Annotated in this window: 20 protein-coding genes and 1 pseudogene; 19 read left to right on the top strand and 2 right to left on the bottom strand. The window is 47.2% G+C overall.

Annotation, left to right across the window (positions count from 1 at the left end; translation table 11 throughout):
• Positions 1-35: 35 nt before the first annotated feature.
• Positions 36-662 (bottom strand): glutathione S-transferase family protein, encoded by a 627-nt coding sequence (locus tag HRH59_RS02555; protein WP_218573441.1) that lies wholly within the window; start codon positions 660-662, stop codon positions 36-38.
• 163 nt (positions 663-825) lie between these two features.
• Here HRH59_RS02555 and HRH59_RS02560 point away from each other — a divergent pair, with 163 nt between their 5' ends.
• From HRH59_RS02560 to HRH59_RS02580, 5 genes are all read left to right on the top strand, one after another.
• On the top strand, positions 826-1,776 hold the full coding sequence (locus HRH59_RS02560; protein WP_173499704.1) for a helix-turn-helix transcriptional regulator: 951 nt from the start codon (positions 826-828) through the stop codon (positions 1,774-1,776).
• Between the two features lie 125 nt (positions 1,777-1,901).
• Complete coding sequence (locus tag HRH59_RS02565; protein ID WP_173499705.1) at positions 1,902-2,963, top strand: serine hydrolase domain-containing protein; 1,062 nt, start codon at positions 1,902-1,904, stop codon at positions 2,961-2,963.
• Between the two features lie 6 nt (positions 2,964-2,969).
• Positions 2,970-3,362 carry a DUF6249 domain-containing protein gene (locus HRH59_RS02570; RefSeq protein ID WP_173499706.1) on the top strand — a complete coding sequence of 131 codons (393 nt, stop codon included), beginning with the start codon at positions 2,970-2,972 and terminating at the stop codon, positions 3,360-3,362.
• A 9-nt stretch (positions 3,363-3,371) separates the two neighbouring features.
• Positions 3,372-3,914: an RNA polymerase sigma factor gene (locus tag HRH59_RS02575; protein WP_173499707.1), complete on the top strand. Its 543-nt coding sequence runs from the start codon at positions 3,372-3,374 to the stop codon at positions 3,912-3,914.
• Positions 3,908-4,123, top strand: a complete 216-nt coding sequence (locus HRH59_RS02580) for a hypothetical protein (RefSeq protein WP_173499708.1) — start codon at positions 3,908-3,910, stop codon at positions 4,121-4,123. The genes HRH59_RS02575 and HRH59_RS02580 overlap by 7 nt, the downstream gene beginning before the upstream one ends.
• Positions 4,124-4,160: 37 nt before the next feature.
• On the opposite strand, the gene HRH59_RS02585 is transcribed toward HRH59_RS02580, so the two are convergent.
• Positions 4,161-4,505 (bottom strand): YajD family HNH nuclease, encoded by a 345-nt coding sequence (locus tag HRH59_RS02585; protein WP_173499709.1) that lies wholly within the window; start codon positions 4,503-4,505, stop codon positions 4,161-4,163.
• Between the two features lie 193 nt (positions 4,506-4,698).
• Here HRH59_RS02585 and HRH59_RS02590 point away from each other — a divergent pair, with 193 nt between their 5' ends.
• The 14 genes and pseudogenes from HRH59_RS02590 to thpR all read left to right on the top strand — a co-directional run bounded on the left by HRH59_RS02590 (position 4,699) and on the right by thpR (position 15,946).
• Positions 4,699-5,097, top strand: coding sequence for a DUF1622 domain-containing protein (locus HRH59_RS02590; protein ID WP_173499710.1), 399 nt, complete (start codon positions 4,699-4,701; stop codon positions 5,095-5,097).
• 55 nt (positions 5,098-5,152) lie between these two features.
• Complete coding sequence (locus tag HRH59_RS02595; RefSeq protein WP_173499711.1) at positions 5,153-5,749, top strand: HutD/Ves family protein; 597 nt, start codon at positions 5,153-5,155, stop codon at positions 5,747-5,749.
• Positions 5,750-5,764: 15 nt separating this feature from the next.
• Positions 5,765-8,341, top strand: coding sequence for a M1 family metallopeptidase (locus HRH59_RS02600; RefSeq protein WP_173499712.1), 2,577 nt, complete (start codon positions 5,765-5,767; stop codon positions 8,339-8,341).
• Positions 8,342-8,344: 3 nt separating this feature from the next.
• Positions 8,345-8,449 (top strand): annotated as a pseudogene (locus tag HRH59_RS19525) (NadS family protein); the annotation flags it as partial.
• A gap of 109 nt (positions 8,450-8,558) precedes the next feature.
• Entirely contained in the window at positions 8,559-8,786 is a 228-nt protein-coding gene (locus HRH59_RS02605) for an addiction module protein (RefSeq protein ID WP_173499713.1), read from the top strand.
• 56 nt (positions 8,787-8,842) lie between these two features.
• Complete coding sequence (locus HRH59_RS02610; RefSeq protein ID WP_173499714.1) at positions 8,843-9,007, top strand: hypothetical protein; 165 nt, start codon at positions 8,843-8,845, stop codon at positions 9,005-9,007.
• Positions 9,007-9,525: a hypothetical protein gene (locus HRH59_RS02615; protein WP_173499715.1), complete on the top strand. Its 519-nt coding sequence runs from the start codon at positions 9,007-9,009 to the stop codon at positions 9,523-9,525. Before HRH59_RS02610 ends, HRH59_RS02615 begins: the two co-directional genes overlap by 1 nt.
• A 14-nt stretch (positions 9,526-9,539) precedes the next feature.
• Complete coding sequence (gene nadS / locus HRH59_RS02620; RefSeq protein ID WP_173499716.1) at positions 9,540-9,824, top strand: NadS family protein; 285 nt, start codon at positions 9,540-9,542, stop codon at positions 9,822-9,824.
• 145 nt (positions 9,825-9,969) lie between these two features.
• Entirely contained in the window at positions 9,970-10,482 is a 513-nt protein-coding gene (locus HRH59_RS02625) for a GNAT family N-acetyltransferase (RefSeq protein WP_218573442.1), read from the top strand.
• Between the two features lie 172 nt (positions 10,483-10,654).
• Positions 10,655-10,957, top strand: a complete 303-nt coding sequence (locus HRH59_RS02630; RefSeq protein ID WP_173499717.1) for a type II toxin-antitoxin system RelE/ParE family toxin — start codon at positions 10,655-10,657, stop codon at positions 10,955-10,957.
• A gap of 1 nt (position 10,958) precedes the next feature.
• The gene (locus tag HRH59_RS02635; RefSeq protein WP_092791923.1) at positions 10,959-11,252 is read left to right on the top strand and encodes an addiction module antidote protein; all 294 of its coding nucleotides are present in this window, start codon (positions 10,959-10,961) and stop codon (positions 11,250-11,252) included.
• A gap of 201 nt (positions 11,253-11,453) precedes the next feature.
• A complete protein-coding gene (locus HRH59_RS02640; RefSeq protein WP_173499718.1) occupies positions 11,454-12,923 on the top strand; it encodes a coiled-coil domain-containing protein in 1,470 nt (489 codons plus the stop codon).
• A 225-nt stretch (positions 12,924-13,148) separates the two neighbouring features.
• On the top strand, positions 13,149-15,425 hold the full coding sequence (locus HRH59_RS02645; protein ID WP_173499826.1) for a YgiQ family radical SAM protein: 2,277 nt from the start codon (positions 13,149-13,151) through the stop codon (positions 15,423-15,425).
• Complete coding sequence (gene thpR, locus HRH59_RS02650; protein ID WP_173499719.1) at positions 15,425-15,946, top strand: RNA 2',3'-cyclic phosphodiesterase; 522 nt, start codon at positions 15,425-15,427, stop codon at positions 15,944-15,946. Before HRH59_RS02645 ends, thpR begins: the two co-directional genes overlap by 1 nt.
• Positions 15,947-15,951: the final 5 nt, after the last annotated feature.

The following is a 15,951-nucleotide window of genomic DNA, read 5'->3' on the forward strand; positions in this document are numbered from 1 at the left end:
CACGGCCGGTTTAACCAGCCGCAGTAAAGTGCTGCTTAAGCCGGCTGTGGCAGCAGCGCATCGTCCAATTCATTGGCTTTAATGGCGGCGGGCCGGGTTTGTAAGCGTTGTACGTACTCAATAAACGCTGGCCGTTTCTCCAGGGTTTCAAACATCATGCCCCATTCAATATGGCTGCCCACGTATACATCGGCGGCGGTAAATTGCTCACCACAAATATACGGGCCTTTAGCTAAAGCGGTTTCCAGCGCATTTAGCGTGTCGGCATAGATACCACAGCCAACAGCCTGAGCGTTGTCGGCATCGATACGCCAGTTATAGGCTTTGGCTGTAGTAGCCATTTCCAGCGGGCCGGCAGCAAAAAATAACCAACGGTAATACGCGGCGCGCTCAGCGCTATCCGGCTTGGGGGCCAGCTGCTTTTCAGCAAATTGATCGGCCAGGTAAGCACAAATGGCAGCCGCTTCGGTCACTACTACATCGCCGTGGGTAATCACCGGCACTTTGCCCATTGGGTTCAAGGCTAAAAAATTGGCGGTTTTTATGTCGCTGCCGTACTGCATTACTTTCACGTCGTAAGGTACATTCAGTTCTTCCAGCAGCCAGCGAATAATACGGCCGCGTGATTGTGGGTTGGTGTATAAAGTTAGTGGTTTCATCATGCTATTCCTTGTTGGTGTTGAGCACATCGCTGTGCCAGAGAGCCGGCACCGACACACAATAATGGCTATGTAGGACAGAATGTGTCCTAATTATCGGTTATATTTTGTTTACTTGTTGTATTAGTCGTCATTAGGAGTAGCAGATGTATAACAGAGATATCCAATGAGCGGCCCAACTATCCGTGTACTTAGCTTGCTGGAGTTGCTGCAGTCGCATGGCCGTTTAAGCGGCACTGAACTGGCAACGCGGTTGGGCGTCGATAAACGCACCGTGCGCCGTTACATTCAGGCATTGGAGCAGTTGGGTATTCCTGTAACCACAGAGCAAGGCTGCGACGGCGGCTATATGCTGGTGGCCGGCTTTAAATTACCGCCAATGATGTTTACCAATGACGAAACGCTGGCGTTGTCATTGGGGCTGTTGGCGGCAAATAATCTGCAGTTAGCGGATACACAGGCTGCTATCAGCAGTGTGCAGGCCAAGCTGGAGCGGGTGATGCCGGCGAAGCTGAAGTCCCGCGCCCGTGCTGTTGCCGATAGCATTAAACTGATGTTGCCGACTGCAGAGGCCGGTGCCTCCGGCCAGCAGCTTGGGCCTTTGCTTGATGCTATTGAACAGCAACGCTCGGTCAGTATTCGCTATGCGTCATATCAGCAGGCGCCGGCAGACCGGCATGTTGACCCTTATGGCTTGTTATTTCGCAGTGGCCGCTGGTATATGAGTGGTTATTGTCATCTGAGGCAGGAGCTGCGCACCTTCCGGCTCGACCGCCTGCACCATATCGAGTTACTGGACCATAGCTTTACCCGACCAACTGAGTTTGATTCGGCTGAACATTTTACCCAAAGCCTGTATGGCATGCCGGGTAATCTGGATGTGCAAATTGTGCTGCATACCGATAAACATACAGCGGCACAAGCGATGGGAGAAACGGCATCGATGTTAAAGCCGCAGGCTGATGGCTTACTGCTAAACACCCGCACCGACAGCTGTTATTGCTTAGCACAGTGGTTAAGCCAACTGCCGTTTGATTTCAGTATTATTCAGCCGCCGGAACTAAAGCAGGCGCTACAGCTGCATGCTGAGCGTTTGCTGCAGATTGCCGGGCGCTAAAGTAACCGAAAATATGTTTAATATTGCACTTGGCTAACCGGCTTGCACAAAAATATTTTGCCGCAGTAAATCCAAAGCGCATCCGGCGTGCATCTAAGTTTCAGATTAACTAACCGGAACTTATTATGACGCTTAAAACATTTATCAACCGAACCTGTATTGTGCTGTGTTACAGCATATTATTTACCACGACATTATTTGCTACGGCTCAGTCGACTGAGGCTCAGCATGAGCAAGCGGTAGCTATTATGAGTTTGCTGCAACAACATAAGGTGCCGGCGCTGGGCCTTGGCATTATTGAGCATGGCAAACTGGTATCCACTCAAGTATATGGTGAGCTGACACCGGGTAGGGCAGCACCGCAAAATACCCTGTTTAAAGTGGCCTCGTTAACCAAACCTGTGGTAACCATGCTGACGTTGCGGCTGGTTGGTGCAGGCAAATTGCAGCTTGACGAGCCCCTGGCCGCCTACTGGGTCGACCCGGATATTAAAGCTGACCCGAAGCATTTATTGCTGACGCCACGTATTGTGCTGACGCACCAAACCGGCTTTGCCAACTGGCGCTATCTGGAAACAGACAACACCTTACGTTTTCACTTTAAGCCAGGTACGCAACATCAGTATTCCGGTGAAGGCTTTGAATATTTACGCCGCGCGCTGGAGCATAAATTTGGCCAATCGCTCGAAGCCCTGGCACAGCAGTATGTCTTTGCACCGGCAGGTATGACCGACACCTATTTTTGGTGGTCACAAGGGGTTGATGAAAACCGCTATGCCCGCAACCACGACAGTGATGGCAAGGCATTTGAGACCGAAAAATACTACAAGGCAAATGCCGCTGCCAATTTAATCAGCACGGTAGACGATTACAGCAAATTTATGCTGTTTGTTATGGCACAGCAGCAGGCCATGCCGGCGGTATATCAGGACATGCAAGCGCATCATGTCAGTATCGGGCCACAACATTATTTTGGCTTGGGCTGGGAAATTTTCAGTGGCTTTGCGGGGGAGCAGTCGTTGCTGCTGCATAGCGGCCGTGATCCCGGGGTGTCTACTTTAGCCGCGTTCTCACCGCAAAGCCAAAACGGTTATGTTATTTTTATGAATGGTGACAATGCCACAGCGGTACTTGAACAACTGCTGTCGCAGCTGTACCTTGGTACAGAACTTTGGCAACGAAACTAAATAAGTATGAATGGACAAGAATGGGCTGAGATTTTGGTGCCGCTTATCGTCTTCAGCGCGCTGGTCGCGCTGATGGGGTTAATACTGCTGTATAACTACAAGAAAAAACGTCTGTTTTTGCAGATGATAGAGCGCTCATTACAACAGCAGCTAACATTGCCGCCCCAGACAATTCGTGAAGTGGCACTGCACTTTTTTTCCGCCAACCGCGATACCCGTAAAGGCGTGTTCTTGTTGGTGTTGTCAGGCAGCATTCTGGCTTTCTCTTACTTTGCCGATTTTCGTCAAAATGGCAATCTGGATTTAAACGATGCCTTAAACGGCATTGCTATTTTGCCGGCGCTGTTGGGGCTGGCGTTTTTACTGCTGGCCCGGCTTGATCGGCAAAGGCTGTATTAAGATCATGCTGTGTCGCTAAAACAGGCCTCGGTTGAGCAACTGATTGCCATAGTGCAAGTGTCGGGAGATACGGCGGCCTTTAATGAGCTATTCAGCCGCTATGACAGTAAGTTGCGCGGCTTTCTGGCGTTTAAATCAAGCGAACAGCCCCACGAAATCGATGATTTGGTGCAGGAAACTTACGTTAAAGCTTTTTTAAATATTCAGCAGTTTCAGCAACAAGCGCAGTTTTCTACCTGGTTACTGCGGATTGCTATCAATGAAATGCTGCAGGCTAAACGCTCAGGTAATATTCTCTCCGCGCTTAAACAGCGCTGGTTCGCTGCAGAACCCGATAAACTTAGCCATAGCGATAACACTGCCGCACAGCTGGATGCCGCTACGCTGATTGCGATGTTATCAACTATTCAACAGCAAGTTTTTGTTTATGCTGAGTTTTATGGGTATTCGCAAACTGAAATTGCAGCTAAACTGCAGATCCCGTTGGGTAGCGTAAAGACCTATATGATGCAGGCGCGCACTACGTTGGACAGGAGTAACGCTCTATGCTGAAACTGACATTACAGCAAAAAATCAGGCTTTGGCTGTGGCAGCATCGTCGCAGCGTGGTCATAGCACTGTTTTGCCTGCCGGCCCCGCTGCTGATGTTGGCATACAACAGCCTGCTAAGCACAGACAGCACGCTGTTGCCGTTACTGACATTGGCACAATTGGCGTCTGCAGCATTATTGGTTATCGTGGTACTTATTCTCAGCGACTAATGGAGTCTCAACGATTAGCTGGCACGGCATGGCGGTGCTACTTCGTTTTAGGGTTATTTAATAACGCTTTTAAATCCGCAAAAGGGTTATGGGTCGCCGGCGCGACTTTTTGCTCAGTGGTGCCGCCGTACAGCACAAATTCGTGGAATTTATTGTGCTCGTTATCGTGGCAATAAATACACAGTAACTCCCAGTTGCTGCCATCTGCCGGGTTATTGCTGTGGTTGTGGTCAATATGATGCACGGTTAATTCGCGCAAATTGGAATGCACAAACTCGCGGGCACAACGGCCACACACCCAAGGGTACATTTTCAGCGCTTTATCACGATAGCCTTGTTCCTGCTGCTGATAGGCCAGGGCGCCGCTGTTGGTTTTGCTCATAATGGTTCTGCTTTGCTGCGTGCTAACATAAGGCCCGATTTTAACAGCCATAGCGGCTTAAGCAATGCTTGTTTTAACGCTTTGCCGGCAAAGTATGGGCTGGCTAATGTTGCCGGTTTTAGCCCGGTACAACTATCGCCTTATAACATTTGCCGTTACAGTGATTGATAAACAGCTGAGGGAAAGCTCAAAAATGACAAACGGAATAACAAATATGCCGGGTTCGGTGCCACAGTGGTGCGCTGTGGCGATAGAAATGTTGGGTATTGCTATTATTACAGTTATTGCGGTGTACTCCCTCGCGCATGGGGCTGTACGCTTAATAAAGGGCGATACATTGAGTGATATTCAGCAACAGGTGCGTCAGCAGTTGGGGCGCGGTATTTTACTCGGGCTGGAGCTGTTAATCGCGGCAGACATTATCCATACCGTTGCCGTAGAGCTTACCTTTGAAACCGTGGCCGTGCTGGCGCTGGTGGTGTTAATCCGCACCTTTTTAAGCTTTACTCTGGAGCTTGAGCTAACCGGCAAATGGCCGTGGCAACAGACGGGTTCAGAAACAAAAACAATCCCGCCCGGCACCGGCAATTAGTCAAACCACTAAAGTAAAATAACGCGCTTTGGTCTGCGCATTTAATAGAGACACTATGAGCATAGAAATGATTACGCCACAGCAATGGCAAACCCAGCGCTGGCAAAACGGTGGCGGCATTACCCACCAGCTGTGCCGGCAGGACGATGAGCAAGGCTTGTTGTGGCGTGTGTCGATTGCTGAAGTGGCCAGCGACGGGCCTTTTTCCCGCTTTGATAATATCGACCGTATTATTATGCTGCTTAGTGGCGGGGGCTTTAGCCTGCATGGCGTGGGCGCAAACCCACAGCTATTAGATACACCGCTTATGCCGTTTGCCTTTGCCGGTGAAACGCCAATTCATTGCAGTTTAATGAGCGGCGCCGTGCGTGATTTTAACCTGATGACCCGCCGCGGTGCTGTGCAGGCAAACCTGCAGGTGCTGACGATTGGCCGTACGCAACAAACATTGGCGCTAAGTACACAAACGCTTATCTATATTGCCAGCGGCAGCGTTAATGCAGTGATTGGTGCAAAGCGCCTAACGTTGCAAGCGCAGCATATGCTTAGTCTGAGTAATGAAACGGGCATTGTGCAGTTAAGCAGTAGTGATAATACGCAGGTAATAATAATCGGCATATCCGATGCGCAGTTAAAACCTAAGCTGGGTTGATTTAAAGCCTTGACCATGTTCTGTTTTTCGGTAAATGTAACAAGCTATATTTTTCAGCCGCTGCAAATTTGGAATATAACATTGCCTACTCCTGTTTTCTTCAGCCTCTTTTTACTGCTGCTTTCCCTTAATTGCGCCGCTGTGGAATATCGTTTACCTGAAGGCGTAACGCTTAATCAGCAGAAGGTGAACCTTTCCCTCGCCCCGCATGAAGCAACGTTTCTTGGTGAAACAAGCTTAAATATTTCAATAGACCAGGCAACGGATGTTATTTCTTATCACAGCCGTGACTTAACCATAAAATCGGTAGAACTGGTTAACGGGGATAAGAAAGTAAGGCTGCCTGTTGTCGCCCCGGATGAATACGACATTGTCCGCCATCAGCTTAAGAAGGCTATTTCCGGACCGGTCACACTTAACATAAGTTACTCCGGCAAGATAAATGACAATGTTCAGGGGTTATTCGTGCACGGGAAAAACACCGGTTCACCCTATATATTCTCTCAGTTTCAGGAAATGGAAGCGCGTAGTGTATTTCCTGCTTTTGATGACCCCGGTCAAAAAGCAGTGTTTGAATTTACGGTTAAAATACCGGCGGATCTTGACGCTTTGCATAACAGCCATCCTGTTTCTATTGCAGTGTCAGGTAGCCAAAAAATTATCAAGTTTGCGAAAACAGCGAGATTATATACAGATGTTCTGGTTCTGGCAGTGGGCAAATTCAGGAAAGTAACATTAGCAAATACCGCTTATAACTCGTCGTTTTATTCGCCTGAAGGCCAGAATGTTGCTCTGCCGGATGATATTGATGCACTGATTAATAACTCCGTGAGTTACATGGCGGACTATCTTAAGTTGCCGTTTCCGTACGACAAACTGGATTTTTTTGTTGCGCCAATCTCTACCCTGGCCGCAATGGAGAATGTTGGTTTAATCGCACTGCATTCTAATCAGCTGCCGGAGGCCGGTTCCGGCAAAAATGACATCTGCCATTTTCGTAAATTAATTGCTCATGAAATCGTTCATATGTGGTTTGGCAACCATATCACCATGCAATGGTATAACGATTACTGGATGAATGAGTCCTTCGCGGAATTTTTTGCCGCCAAAATTATCCAACAGCACTATCCGGATACAGACCGCTGCATTTATACGCCGCAGTTTAGCGCGTTTGCCGATGATAATGTCCGCTCCAGACCTCTTCGCTCATTGGTAAGGTTTCGTAGTGATAACGAAGGGATTGGTGAGCTGGCCTATACAAAAGGCCGCACGGTCCTGGAAATGTTAGAGCAAGCAGTAGGCGCTGCAGATTTTAAAAAGCATATGCGTGAATATGTTAAACAGGTTGCCGGCGGAAATACGGCATCTGAGATATTTTCTGATTATTTTTCATCTTATTCATTTGCTCCGGCTTTATTACAGTCGTTCACAGAGCAATCAGGCTATCCGTTAGTATCGTTAACCAGGCAAGACAATCGACTGTATTTGCAGCAACAGAGTTTTCAACAGGAAAAAGATAAGTTATGGACGATACCGCTTACGATAAAAGAGTGGGACGGTCATATCGTGAAACACACTCCGGTTGTGTTACAGGGAAAGCGCTTGCAGCTAAACAGTGTGAACCCTGACAACAGTTTTTTCATTGATACATCCGGGGCTGGTTATTACCTGTCTTATGATAAAACAGGCAATGCACCGTTTCCTGTCAGCTTATTGTCAAAACCGGAGAAAATGTCATATATGAACAACCAGGAGGCGTTAGCGACAGCGTCCTACCTTGATTATATGGAGTATACCGATGGCTTGGTGCATATTCTGAATACACTGCCTCACCACAGCGAGGAGGCGACCAAAGCGCTGTCAGCGTTGCAAAACGCCTTTATTGAATTGCTACCCCAAGAGCTTATTGCCGACTATGCAGAGTATCTGGTTGCCGGATTACCGAAGGCGCTGCAGTGGGATATCCTGCTGCAGCAGGAAAATGGTGGGCAATGGGTGGAGTTTTACGGCGTGTATCTGCAGCAGGATGAAGCCATTAAAGCTGCAAAAAAAGCCTATAGCACAACAAAGCTGACAGAGTTAAAGCATCGCCTGGCTGTTTTGCGTGTCATTGTTTCAATAGCCACGATGCAACAGTACACCGCATTATTGGATATGTTTGCTACTGCAGATAGCAGTGTCAAAGACGACCTGTTAAATGCGCTGGGCTACGTATCAACGCATGAGCAGCTGAGTGCGTTTTATCAGTTCTTACTCTCCGACGTTACCAATGAGTTTGTTATTGACTACCGGTTTCAGTTTCCGGCATTTCAACCGAGGCATCGGGAATTTGTCGCTGAGTTTTTCCGCTCTAATAAAGCCAGGATAAGTAACCGTATTGCTGATGATAAATTGCAATGGTTTCCATATAACTTTCTCACGGCTTGTTCATTGCAGGAGGCTGAATTAGTCAAGCGCACGTTTTCCGGCTGGACGACGGTTCCCAACCTTAAAGAAAAGCTCTCAACTGTCATTGAGAAAATTCAACAATGCAGCAAAAACTCAGCGAATAGCCTGGCTAGCATTAACAGGCGTTTACAGTCGTCAAAATGATATAAATCGAATAGCAGCAAGCGCCGTAACCCAACCGGCCTTGCTGCCAAAGTGCCGGGCACTATTCAAGACAACCCCGGGTTCTACTACCAACTGGCGGCACACTGATCTGAGCGGTACACCAAACTAACGTAAGGACGCATTATTGCGCCCCTTAGTTTTAGCGATTGGTTTTCCATGCTAGACTTCATTTAACTGTGAACAGAGAGATCTTCTGATGACTGTAAAACTTGAAAAAGTGATAGAAGATGCCAAAGCACTCTCTGTAAACGATAGGGCGTTGTTGGCACACTGCCTGATTTCAAGCCTTGATACAACCCGGGATGACAATGTTGATGCCGCCTGGACATCAGTGGCTGAACAACGGCTACTTGAGCTTGAGTCTGGTGAAACTCAGGGGGTTAGCTGGGATGACATCAAAAGCAAGTTAAAGCTTGCCCGCTAATGGCTTACAGAATTTATAGATGCTGTGCTATTATTCCAGCTCTTAGAGGTGAAAATATGACCGATAGCAAAACCAGCACAAAGTCGAACACGCAAAATGCTCAGCCGCAGAAAGTACCTCACTTTTCAGCTGCAGCAGTTAAGCGTGCGAAAAATGCCAAAGCTTCTGCGCGCTTGTTGGAAGCCATGAGGTTTATCAAAACTGAGGCGTCTGTTGCCTGATGTCTCAGGTTTTACTATTTGAAAAAGTAGTATTACCCAAGGCTTACCGTTTACCCTCTGTAGTCAAAAAGGCCGTCAGTGCTTTCTCTCCGCAATCTGAATACGAACGAAGCTGGTTGTTTCATTGCTTTGAGCGAAGCCTGCGCCGCGAAGCGACCCTGTATTATGTGCGTGTGTTCGCAACCAATGAAATTGTAGCGCTGTTTACGTTGTCACTTGCCGCCCCTGAACAGAAAACCAGTTGGCTGATTATTGACTATCTTTATGTATTGCCAAGCTATCGCAAAACCCAATTTCAGCAAACGGGCTTTAAGCTATCTGAGCTTGTGATAGCAGAAATTATGTTGATGGCACAGAAAATATCAGAGTTGGTGACTTTGGATCTGTTGGCTCTGCAGGCAGCACACCAGAAACTCACTGATATATATACCGCAATGGGTTTTGTGCCGCTTAATCGCGCCAGAAAGCATCGTGATGAAATTTGGATGGCGATTTCAGTAAGCGCCGGAGCAGATTAACTTTGGGGGGGAGTATGAGTATCTTTAACGAGCTAAAGGATTCTCTGACCAAAGCGGTGGATATTAAGCAAGGCAGAAAAGAAGCAAGCCGGGTTATCCGCTATGAAGTCGCTGATGTTAAAACCCTGCGCGAAAGTTTAGCCATTACCCAAGCACAGTTAGCACAAGCGCTGGGTACCAGTGTCGATACCATTAAAAGCTGGGAGAGCAAGCGCCGTAACCCAACCGGCCTTGCAGCCAAAGTGCTGGCCACTATTCAGGATAACCCCGAGTTCTACCACCAACTAGCCGCGCACTAAACTTACCGGTGCATCAATGTATCGTAAGGGCGCAATATCGCGCCTTTAGCTTTTGCAGCAAACAAAGCCTTGACCAGATTAGATTTTTAGCCAAATGTACCAGCACTATTTTCATGCAAACATCTTACATTGAGAACTCTGTACCATGAATATCCGCACAGCACGGCTGGAAATGACGCCGCTTAGGAAAGATGACTGGCCGTTGTTTCAAACGTTACACAGCACAGAGCAAGTGATAGCACAATGTTTTGACCCACTTCCCGACACAGTGTTGCAGCAGAAATTTCAGCAGCGTTTAGCGCCATGGCATAAAGATGCTGATCATTGGCAATGTTTGGTAATAAGACAACATGGCAGCGGCGAGGCCATTGGTGTTACCGGCATGTGTTTGTCGCAAGGCAGGGCAGAAGTAGGCTATTTACTGCTACCGGCTTTTTATGGTCAGGGTTTTGGCACCGAATCGCTGCAAGCGCTTATTCAATGGGCCGCAACCACGCAGGATATTAGCCACTTTAAAGCCGTGGTCACTGAAGGTAACACCGCATCAGAGCGGGTGCTGCAAAAAACAGGCTTTCAGCTGGCAGAAAAAGTGCCACAAGCGCACAGTATTGCCGGAAAGCGCTATGCAGATCATATTTACCATTTTGACGCGGTTTGATGCCATCCACCTACTAAGCACCTAATCCCATCATGCCAAAAATTTGCTTACTTTCTGTTGCTTGCTAAGGTTAATTAAAAGTTAAGTTTAAGCGCGCAGCGATTTACGCATGCTTACAAGAATTGCTTGTAACACAAGTTAATCTTGCAAAAAGTATCTTGAGGGATACACTGTGAAGGTAAAGCAAATTAAAGCAACAGAGCAGTTCAGCAATTGGCTGGATGATTTAAAAGATATTCAAGGCAGAGCACGCATTCAGGCCCGAATTCAGCGCTTGGCTGCCGGTAACCCGGGCGTACATCGCAATTTAAAATTCGGCGTATCTGAGCTGAAAGTTGATGTAGGGCCAGGTTACAGGGTGTATTACACGCAGCGGCACAATGTGATGATAATTCTGCTGTGTGGCGGTGATAAAGCAAGCCAGCGTAACGATATCGAAATGGCCTATCAATTGGTAAACAACCTTGAGGTGTAGCATGAGCATAAAACTGCAAGATTACGATGTAGCAGAGCACCTGCGTACACCTGAGGAGATGGCGGCTTATCTTGAGGCCTCAATAGCCGAATGCGATGGAGATGCCAGCTTTGTTGCCAAAGCGCTGGGTGACATTGCCCGCGCTAAAGGCATGGCAACATTAGCGCGTGACACCGGCCTGGGTCGCGAGAGTTTATATAAAGCACTATCCGTTGATGGCAACCCCCAATTAAGCACGGTATTAAAAGTAGCGAAAGCACTTGGCTTGCAATTCAGCGTAAAGCCAGCGGCATAGCTGCTGCACCAAACCAAAGTAGGGGCGCATATTTGCGCCCTTTGCTTTTGCAGCAAATAAAGCCTTGACCAAGTTTGGTTTTTCGGTAAATTAAATCGTTTGTTTAAGGCTTAACAATCAGTTCTATTGCCGTTGGAGTGGGGCTGTCCGAAGGCTAGAAATTTTTCTTTGGTGCTGAATAATATTAAAAGTATGAATGATATGAATAATAACGATTTTTTTGAACAAATTGATAAAAAAGCTCTTTTTGATGGCATTGATTTTAAAAAAATAAATGAATCTTTCGAGAAGTATGTGGGTTTTTTGAGTGGTTTTTACTCGGAGTATCATCAGGATTCCCGCAAATCATTGATGCGATTCTTTAATAATTTTGATGTCGAGAAGCTTGATGATGATTCTTTAGATTTTGCGTCAAAATCACTGCAGTTTGCAAACTATGACGAATTTTCTTTGCGGGGTGAGTGTGTAATATTGTTTTCAGAGCCTGTTATAGTTTCTGATTTAAATTGTGCTAAAGGCTATGAGGATGAAAGAGAGGATACAATTCGTTTAATATCTCATAAATTTGAAGAGAAGAGATTTTCCACTAGGAAATCTTACTATGTTGATTTGGGGAGGGGTAAAACAGTAGTAAAAACTTATTTGATTTATGATATGGTTTTTGGGCTTATTTTGCCAAAAAGAAGTAAGTTTGAATCTGTAAAAGTTGCCCAGTATAAAGAATTGCTTTTAGATTATAAAAAGTTAGATCAGGCAAGGAGGTCGTTACAAGAGGCAGTTGATCTTCCTAAGATAGAAGTTCAGAACTTAATAATAAAATCAAATGAAATAAATTCAATAATTAGTCGAAGTCGAGACGTTTTTAATACGATTCAAGGAGATATTCATGCTCTTGAGCTTGAGAAATCTCATGCGGAAAGCACTCTTGAAAGTACTAGAGCAGCATTAGATAAAGTTCGCAATGATCTAGACAAAAATAGTATAGAGTTCAAAAAATTAGTCAACTCAGTCGTTGATGAGAATGATAAGTTAGTAACAGTGCAAGCAAAACTAAAAGTCGAGACTAGTTTGCTTAAAAAGGAAGAAGACAGACTGAAATTACTTCAGAAAGAATTAGGTGAGGCTAGTGAATCGTTAACAGCAATTAAAACAGAGCTTGCTGATGCCAAACGAGAAAAGAACTTAACAAATTTTGATACATTAGGACACTCAACTGAAACTAGTCGACAATTGGTAGCCTATTACTTGTTCGCTGCTGCGACCTTTACAGGTTTGTTGTGTATGGCTGTTTATATCTATTGGAATAGTCAAAATTTTAGTGATTCATTTCCTTATTTGTTACATGTAAGCGGCTGGAATATTTTACTGAGTAGACTCCCTTTGGTTGCCGCTACCACTCTTATAATTGGTGGTCTATCCGGTGTGTTTTTCTATTTAATAAAACATATTATTTCATTAAACACTGAAAAAATGACAATGCTTAAGGCTGGTATTTTAGCTGAGCAAATAACGAATTCGCTAGATTGCAAAGAAATGAATGATCAGGAACGATTGGAATTTCAGCGTAACACTAAAATTAAGCTCATCATGCAGGTTTTTTCGAAGAATGAGCCTGATATCAACCAAAGCAATATCATAATCGAAGCACTTAAAGCTCTAAACTCAAAATAGGCTTGTTACACTTTATCTGCATAAAAAAGTTGGTCTTTTGAATTCTGCTGAACCACTTGGTGGTTTGTCGGACGTGCGTAGAATTGGGGGCAGACTGAACCTATCAACCTAATTCGCCTTTCCCTTACACTCCTTGTATAATACGCGCCCTTGTTCCGCTCTGGTGCTTAATTTATGTCCACTGTTGCTACTGCCGTTTCCCGCAAGTCTGCCCCTGTAGCACGCATGGCGCCTGAGCGCGATTTATTCAGCTACCCGAAATACTGGGCCGAGTGCTATGGCACGGCGCCGTTTTTACCTATGTCACGCGCCGAGATGGATAAACTGGGCTGGGACAGCTGCGATGTTATTTTGGTAGTAGGCGATGCTTATGTTGACCACCCCAGCTTTGGTATGGCCGTAGTAGGGCGCATGTTAGAAGCTCAGGGCTACCGCGTGGGGCTTATTTGCCAGCCGGATTGGCACAGCAAAGACGATTTTATGCGCCTGGGTAAGCCAAACCTGTTTTACGGCGTGTCGGCCGGCAATATGGACTCGATGATTAACCGCTACACCGCCGATAAAAAGCTGCGCCATGACGATGCTTACACCGCCGGTGATATTGGCGGCAAGCGGCCGGACCGCGCGGTTACGGTGTACACCCAGCGCTGTAAAGAAGCCTATAAAGACGTGCCGGTGATAATCGGCGGCATTGAAGCCAGCTTACGCCGTATTGCGCATTACGATTACTGGTCAGAAAAAGTACGCCGTTCGGTAATCTTTGACGCCAAGGCCGATATTTTAATTTACGGTAATGCCGAGCGGCCATTGGTAGAAGTGGCGCACCGTATAGCTTCAGGCGTGCCCATCAGCGAGATACAAGATGTACGCGGCACGGCGGTTATTCGTAAAGAGCCGCTGCCGGGCTGGCGTGGGGTGGATTCTACTGCGCTGGATAAGATCGGCAAAATAGACCCGATATCTAACCCCTATGGCGCCGATGATGTCGGTTGCAGCAGCTATTCTGAATTTGCTAAAGCCGGTATCGATTTAACCAAACCGCAAGAAGTTGAAGCCAAACCGATTATGGTGCAGCCGCCACGGCAAAAGCCGTGGGAGCAAACTTACGTTAAGCTGCCTGCGTTTGAGCAGGTAAGCGTTAATAAACCGTTGTACGCCCATGCCTCGCGCATTTTGCACCAGGAAACTAACCCGGGTTGTGCCCGTGCGATAATGCAGCGTCATGGCGACCGGCATATTTGGGTAAACCCGCCGGCCTTTCCGCTTTCGACAGAAGAAATGGATCTGGTGTTTGGCCTGCCGTATCAGCGCGTGCCGCACCCGGTGTATGGCAAAGAAAAAATCCCCGCTTACGAGATGATTAAAACCTCGGTGAATATTATGCGCGGCTGCTTTGGTGGCTGCTCGTTCTGCTCGATTACCGAGCATGAAGGTCGCATTATTCAAAGCCGCTCGAAAGAATCGATTATGCAGGAGATTAAGGATATTCGCGACAAAGTTCCTGGTTTTACCGGCGTGATATCCGATCTTGGTGGCCCAACGGCCAATATGTACCGTTTAAACTGCAAAAACCCCAAAGCCGAGCAAACTTGCCGTCGGCCTTCATGTGTTTACCCCACCATCTGCGAGCATATGGACACCGACCAAAGCCCGACGGTAGAGCTGTACCGCGAAGCGCGTACCTTGCCCGGTATTAAAAAGGTGTTGGTGGCCTCGGGCGTACGTTATGACCTGGCAGTAGAAGACCCTAACTATGTGCGCGAGCTGGTGCAGCACCATGTTGGCGGCTATTTAAAAATAGCGCCGGAGCATACCGAGAACGGCCCGTTATCGAAAATGATGAAGCCGGGCATGGGCGCTTACGATAAGTTTAAAGAAATGTTCGACCGCTTTAGTAAAGAAGCCGGTAAAGAGCAATTCTTAATTCCGTACTTTATTGCTGCGCACCCGGGCACCACCGATCTGGACATGGTTAACCTGGCGCTATGGCTTAAAGAGCGCGACTTTAAACTGGACCAGGTACAAAACTTTTACCCCAGCCCAATGGCGAACGCGACCACCATTTACCACACGGAAATGAACTCGCTGAAAAACATTAACAAGGCCAATGACGAAGTAGTAGCCGTGCCAAAAGGTGAGCGTCAGCGCCGTTTGCATAAAGCCATACTGCGCTACCACGACCCTAAAGGCTGGCCGCAGATTCGCGAAGCCTTAATAAAGATGGGCTTAAAGCACTTAATTGGCCGCGGTAAAGGTTGTTTGGTGCCGGAAGAGGGCAAAGACGAGCAGTTTAAAAAGCCACAAAAAGGCGGCCAACCGGCGCTTAGCCGCCACACCGGTTTAAACCCCGCAGCGAAGGCGATTGCCAGTCGTAGCCAGAGTGAAACGCCGGTAAAAGGCGACAAGCAGGGCAAAAAGCCGTTTAGCGCCAATGGCAAACCAGCAGCAAAGGCCGGTGGTAAAAGTCATGGAGCTAAAACACCACAGCGGCCAAAAGGCTAATGCAGCGGCTGTTTTTCAGCCTTAAGTTCTCCACCGCGCAGCAACAGCAGTTGCTGCCGTATCAGCAGCAAGTGTTAAAATTGTGCCCCGATGCCAAAGCGGTCGATACTGACAATCTGCACTTAACGCTGTTTTTCTTAAGCCAGACAGATAGCGAACAGCAACAGCGGCTGAGTAGCGCGGCAGAGCAAATTAAACTGTCTGCCTTTAGCCTGACGCTGGACGCGCTGAGCTGCTTTGCCAAACCGAAAATTTTGTATCTGGCACCGTCGCAGCTACCCGATGCGCTGTTGCAACTGCAGCAGCGCGTGGCGCAATGTTGTAAGGCAGAAGGTTTTAGCGATATCCATGATAGCTACCGGCCACATATTACCCTGGCACGGCACGCTGTTTGTGCTGAAGATTGTTACCGGCCCGTGCCGCCACTGATATTTAATGTCACTGAATTTGCACTGTATTGTTCAAAAAATAGTGGCAGTGGCGTTAGTTATCAGCCTTTGACAACCTTTAGATTGAGATAAACATT

Source organism: Rheinheimera lutimaris (assembly GCF_013283795.1).
Classification (GTDB): domain Bacteria; phylum Pseudomonadota; class Gammaproteobacteria; order Enterobacterales; family Alteromonadaceae; genus Alishewanella; species Alishewanella lutimaris.

Excerpts from the sequence above, each read along its gene's own strand:
- HRH59_RS02555 (WP_218573441.1), bottom strand. The coding sequence starts at position 662 with ATGATGAAACCACTAACTTTATACACCAACCCACAATCACGCGGCCGT.
- HRH59_RS02560 (WP_173499704.1), top strand. The coding sequence starts at position 826 with ATGAGCGGCCCAACTATCCGTGTACTTAGCTTGCTGGAGTTGCTGCAG.
- HRH59_RS02565 (WP_173499705.1), top strand. The coding sequence starts at position 1,902 with ATGACGCTTAAAACATTTATCAACCGAACCTGTATTGTGCTGTGTTAC.
- HRH59_RS02570 (WP_173499706.1), top strand. The coding sequence starts at position 2,970 with ATGAATGGACAAGAATGGGCTGAGATTTTGGTGCCGCTTATCGTCTTC.
- HRH59_RS02580 (WP_173499708.1), top strand. The coding sequence starts at position 3,908 with ATGCTGAAACTGACATTACAGCAAAAAATCAGGCTTTGGCTGTGGCAG.
- HRH59_RS02585 (WP_173499709.1), bottom strand. The coding sequence starts at position 4,505 with ATGAGCAAAACCAACAGCGGCGCCCTGGCCTATCAGCAGCAGGAACAA.
- HRH59_RS02590 (WP_173499710.1), top strand. The coding sequence starts at position 4,699 with ATGACAAACGGAATAACAAATATGCCGGGTTCGGTGCCACAGTGGTGC.
- HRH59_RS02595 (WP_173499711.1), top strand. The coding sequence starts at position 5,153 with ATGAGCATAGAAATGATTACGCCACAGCAATGGCAAACCCAGCGCTGG.
- HRH59_RS02600 (WP_173499712.1), top strand. The coding sequence starts at position 5,765 with ATGTTCTGTTTTTCGGTAAATGTAACAAGCTATATTTTTCAGCCGCTG.
- HRH59_RS02605 (WP_173499713.1), top strand. The coding sequence starts at position 8,559 with ATGACTGTAAAACTTGAAAAAGTGATAGAAGATGCCAAAGCACTCTCT.
- HRH59_RS02610 (WP_173499714.1), top strand. The coding sequence starts at position 8,843 with ATGACCGATAGCAAAACCAGCACAAAGTCGAACACGCAAAATGCTCAG.
- HRH59_RS02615 (WP_173499715.1), top strand. The coding sequence starts at position 9,007 with ATGTCTCAGGTTTTACTATTTGAAAAAGTAGTATTACCCAAGGCTTAC.
- nadS (WP_173499716.1), top strand. The coding sequence starts at position 9,540 with ATGAGTATCTTTAACGAGCTAAAGGATTCTCTGACCAAAGCGGTGGAT.
- HRH59_RS02625 (WP_218573442.1), top strand. The coding sequence starts at position 9,970 with ATGAATATCCGCACAGCACGGCTGGAAATGACGCCGCTTAGGAAAGAT.
- HRH59_RS02635 (WP_092791923.1), top strand. The coding sequence starts at position 10,959 with ATGAGCATAAAACTGCAAGATTACGATGTAGCAGAGCACCTGCGTACA.
- HRH59_RS02640 (WP_173499718.1), top strand. The coding sequence starts at position 11,454 with ATGAATAATAACGATTTTTTTGAACAAATTGATAAAAAAGCTCTTTTT.
- HRH59_RS02645 (WP_173499826.1), top strand. The coding sequence starts at position 13,149 with ATGGCGCCTGAGCGCGATTTATTCAGCTACCCGAAATACTGGGCCGAG.
- thpR (WP_173499719.1), top strand. The coding sequence starts at position 15,425 with ATGCAGCGGCTGTTTTTCAGCCTTAAGTTCTCCACCGCGCAGCAACAG.